Annotated in this window: 3 protein-coding genes; all 3 read left to right on the forward strand. The window is 65.7% G+C overall.

Annotated features, from left to right (window positions below; all coding sequences use genetic code 11):
* Positions 1-2,054: type I secretion system permease/ATPase (locus ACK4ZD_RS15235; protein WP_409663979.1), on the forward strand; the 2,054-nt coding region annotated here is incomplete at its 5' end.
* Positions 2,051-3,421 (forward strand): HlyD family type I secretion periplasmic adaptor subunit, encoded by a 1,371-nt coding sequence (locus tag ACK4ZD_RS15240; protein WP_409663981.1) that lies wholly within the window; start codon positions 2,051-2,053, stop codon positions 3,419-3,421. The genes ACK4ZD_RS15235 and ACK4ZD_RS15240, both read left to right, overlap by 4 nt.
* A gap of 287 nt (positions 3,422-3,708) precedes the next feature.
* Positions 3,709-4,478 (forward strand): retention module-containing protein (locus ACK4ZD_RS15245; protein ID WP_409663984.1); only part of this gene is annotated, 770 nt, incomplete at its 3' end.

Below are 4,478 nucleotides of genomic sequence, written 5' to 3' on the forward strand. Positions count from 1 at the left end.
CGCGGGCCAGCCTGTCGGCCGGCCTGCCCCTGGTCGCAGGCCGGCTGACGCTGGCCCTGGCTGAACGCGCCGCCGCCCGTGCCGGCATGGCCTGCAAGCTGCAGCGCCGCGCGCTGGAGGACATCGACCCAGCCTTGCTGCCGGTGATCGCGCTGCTCAAGGGCGACGAGGCCTGCGTGCTGCTGGGCTGGGATGACACCGGACAGCACGCCCGCGTGCTGCTGCCCGAATCAGGCCAGGGCGCGGTCAGCTTCACCCGCGCTGAACTCGCCGAGCGCTACAGCGGTCTGGCGCTGTTCGTGCGGCCGCACTTTCGCTTCGACGAACGCACCCCGCCAATCCGCCCGCCGCGCTCGCGTCACTGGTTTTGGGGGGCCGTGCTGGAGCAGCGCTTCGTCTACCGTGATGTCCTGTGGGCCGCGTTGCTGATCAACCTCTTCGCCCTGGTCTTCCCGCTGTTTGCGATGAACGTGTACGACCGGGTCGTTCCCAACCATGCCGTCGAAACCCTGTGGGCCTTGGCTATCGGTGTGGTGCTGGTGATCGCAGCGGATCTGCTCATGCGCACCCTGCGCGGGTACTTCATCGATGAGGCCAGCGCGCGCATCGACGTACAGATCTCGGCCGCGTTGATGGAGCGAGTGCTCGGCTTGCGGATGGAGTACAGGCCGGAATCCGTCGGTTCTCTGGCCGCCAACCTGCGCAGCTTCGAGCAGGTGCGCGACTTCATCGCCTCGTCCACCGTCACGGCGCTGATCGACCTGCCCTTTGCCGTCCTCTTCCTCGTGCTGATCGCCTGGATCTCGCCGTGGCTGGTGCTGCCGGTCGTGCTGGCCTTCGCCGGTGTGCTACTGCTCGGTGCCGTGCTGCAGGGCCGATTGCATGCCCTGGCCGAACAGACCTACCGCGCCAGCGCCATGCGCAATGCCACGCTGGTGGAGAGCCTGACGGGTTTGGAGACGATCAAGACCCAGGGAGCCGAGAGCGTGATCCAGAGCCGCTGGGAACGCGCGAACCAGTACCTGGCCGGGCTGAACGTGCGCATGCGTCGACTGTCGGCCAGTGCACTGCATGGCACGGCCAGTGTGCAGCAGCTCGTCTCGGTGCTGGTCATCCTCGTCGGCGTCTACCTGATCGGCGAGCGCGAACTGACCATGGGCGGGTTGATCGCCTGCACGATGTTGGCCTCGCGTGCTCTGGGTCCGGCCGGCCAGATCGTGGGGCTGCTCATGCAATACCAGGGTGCGCGCACCGCGCTGGAGTCGCTCAACAAGATCATGAACCAACCGGTGGAGCGTCCGGCCGGTGCCCATTATGTGCAGCGCAGGGAGTTCAAGGGCGAGATCGAATTCCGAGACGTGCACTTCGCCTACCCCAACCGGCAGGATCGCGCCTTGGACGGTGTGAGCTTCAAGATCACCCCGGGTGATCGCGTGGCGCTGATCGGGCGCGTCGGCTCAGGCAAATCCACCATCGAAAAGCTCATCCTCGGCCTGTACCGCCCCGAGCAGGGCGCCGTCCTGCTCGATGGTATCGACGTGCGACAGCTCGACCCGGCCGATGTCCGGCGCAACGTGGCCTACGTGTCCCAGGACGTCACCTTGTTCTACGGCACCTTGCGCGAGAACATCACACTGGGTCTGCCCTATGCCGACGACACCACCTTGCTGGCGGCAGCCGAGGTGGCCGGGTTGTTGGAGTTCGTCAATCGCCACCCGCTGGGCTTCGACATGATGGTCGGCGAGCGTGGTGAATCCCTCTCCGGCGGCCAGCGTCAGGCGGTGGGCATCGCACGAGCGGTGCTACACAACTCGCCAGTGCTGTTGTTGGACGAGCCCACCAGCGCGATGGACTTCTCCAGCGAAGCCCACATCAACGCGCAGATCAGCCGTTTCGCTCAGGGTAAGACCGTCGTGCTGGTGACGCATCGCACCTCCCTGCTCTCGCTGGTCAACCGCGTGATCGTGGTGGATGCGGGCAAAGTGGTAGCCGACGGGCCGCGCGATCGCATCCTCGAGGCGCTGTCCACCGGCAAGATCGCGAGGGCCGCATGATCCGGCGCTGGTGGAACCTCTGGCGCAATGCCACCGCCTCGACCGAGGATGGATCGCAAACACGCGCTTTCCAAGGCTTCGAGTTCGAGGCCGACGAGGTGATGAGCCGACGCGCCACCCACCGTGCTCAGCGCATCGTGCGCGTGGCAGTGGTGATCGTCGTGGTGCTGTTGGCCTGGGCTGCGATGGCGCGCGTGGATGAGATCACACGCGGGGAAGGCCGGGTCATCCCGTCCCGGCAACTGCAGGTGGTGCAGTCGCTCGACGGCGGGGTGGTGGCCGAGATCCTGGTACGTGAAGGCCAGGTGGTGGAGCCTGGCCAGCTCCTGCTGCGCATCGACGAGACCCGGGCGGTGTCTGGGGTGAACGAAAGCCGCGCCCAGGCCTTTGCCCTGCGTACGCGGGAAGCGCGGCTGCGCTCGATCGCCGAAGGGGTGCCGTTCACGCCGCCCAGCCCCTCCGCCGGCAATGCCGAGGAAGCTCGTATCGTCGAAGAGGAACGTCGCCTGTTGGAATCCCGCCAGGCCGAGCTACGTAACTTGCTGTCGATCAACCAGCAGCAGTTGCTGCAGCGTCAGCAGGAACTGGCCGAAATGCGCGCGCGCCGCGTCTCGGCCCAGCAGGCCCTCGATCTGGCCCAGCAGGAGCTGAACAAGACCCGCCCACTGCTGGCGTCGGGCGCCGTCTCCGAGGTCGATGTGCTACGACTGGAACGCGACGTGGCCCGCTTGCGCGGCGAGACCGAGCAGGCCACCGCCCAGATCGCCCGCGTCCAGGCGGCCATCGGTGAAGCCCAACGCAAGATTCAGGAAACGGAGATGGCCTTCCGCAACGAGGCCCGCAAAGAGTTGTCCGAGGTGCTGGGCACGCTGGCCGCGCTCAACGAAAGCACGGTGGCGCTGGCCGACCGGGTGGACAAGACGGCCGTGCGCTCGCCGGTGCGCGGCACCGTGCAGCGGCTGCTGGCCAACACTGTCGGCGGCGTGATCCAGCCCGGACGCGACATCGTCGAGATCGTGCCGCTGGATGATGCCCTGCTGCTCGAAGCGCGCATCCTGCCCAAGGATATTGCGTTCATCCGGCCAGGCCAAGAAGCCATCGTGAAGTTCACGGCCTACGACTTCGCGATCTACGGTGGCCTAAGCGCCAAGGTCGAGAACATCAGTCCGGACACGGTCGTGGACGAACGCGGCAACGCGTATTACGTAATCCGGGTGCGTACCGACCGCCCCTCCCTCGGCGAACACTTGCCCATCATCCCGGGCATGACTGCCGAGGTCGACATCCTGACGGGCAACAAGACAGTGCTCGACTACCTGCTCAAACCCATCCTGCGGGCCAAATCAGTCGCGCTGACCGAACGCTGAAGGCATGGTCGTCAGATCGGCGACAAACGCCTCTTCCCCTGCTATTTCGTGATGCTGGTCACGAAAGGTCGCCGATTCGGGTCGTTTTTGCGCAAGCATTCGGTTCCAAGCCGCTGGGCCAAGCCACCTCGGTCCGGTAGGCGTGCGATCCATTGCCAAAAACAGCTCTTTTCGTGCGCCTTGTCACACCTAGCTTGCGCTTTGAGGACTCAACGAGTTTGGGACTGTCGTTAAGCTGAAGTCACAACAATTGGCAACAACTGCAACATCCAAGAGGATTGATCAAGATGGCCGCTGCGACCGCTCCCGTGATCGGAACCGTTTCCTCTATCGTCGGGCAAGCCTTCGCCCGTGACCCCTCTGGGCGGTTGCGTCCCCTGAAGGTCGGCGATGTCCTGCGGGAAGGCGAGGTTCTGGTGTTGGCCGACGGCGCCCGCGTGGAGTTGGAAGACGCGTCGGGTGCTCTTATCGTCCCGCGCACTGTAGAGCTCCTCGAAACGGGGCAAGCCCGACCCCTCGCTGCTTCCCAACCGGCCCGGGCCGGCAGCAGCGAAGACATCGACCGGGTCATCCAGTCCCTAGAACCGGGGGCGGGCAACAACGAAGACGCCCCGGCCGCGGGTCTGAGCGCTGACGGCGCAGGCAACGACGGCCTCCCCCCCGGGCTGCGTGTGGACCGCGTGTCAGAGAGCATCGAGCGCCAACGTCTGAACTCTTTTCCCTCATCTCTGGAAGAAAACAGCACCACGCCGGAGTCGGCATCACGACCGGCTTTGGAGCCGATGCGACCAGCGCCGGCGCAAGACACCGAAGCCCCGTCGGTCACCATCACCCCTGGCCACAGCTTGCTCCCGTTGGGGGGGTCCACCTCGATCACCTTCGAGTTCAGCGAGCCCATCTCCGGCCTGACCGCTGGCGCCATCCTGACCACGGGCGGCAGCTTGAGTAACCTCGTCCAAACCGGCCCCACCACCTGGACGGCCACCTTCACGCAGTCGGGCAGTGACACCCCGAGCATTTCCGTGGGAGCCGGTTCCTACACCGACACCGCCGGCAA

Source organism: Caldimonas sp., from assembly GCF_046291045.1.
Lineage (GTDB): Bacteria > Pseudomonadota > Gammaproteobacteria > Burkholderiales > Burkholderiaceae_C > Caldimonas.

Excerpts from the sequence above, each read along its gene's own strand:
- ACK4ZD_RS15240 (WP_409663981.1), top strand. The coding sequence starts at position 2,051 with ATGATCCGGCGCTGGTGGAACCTCTGGCGCAATGCCACCGCCTCGACC.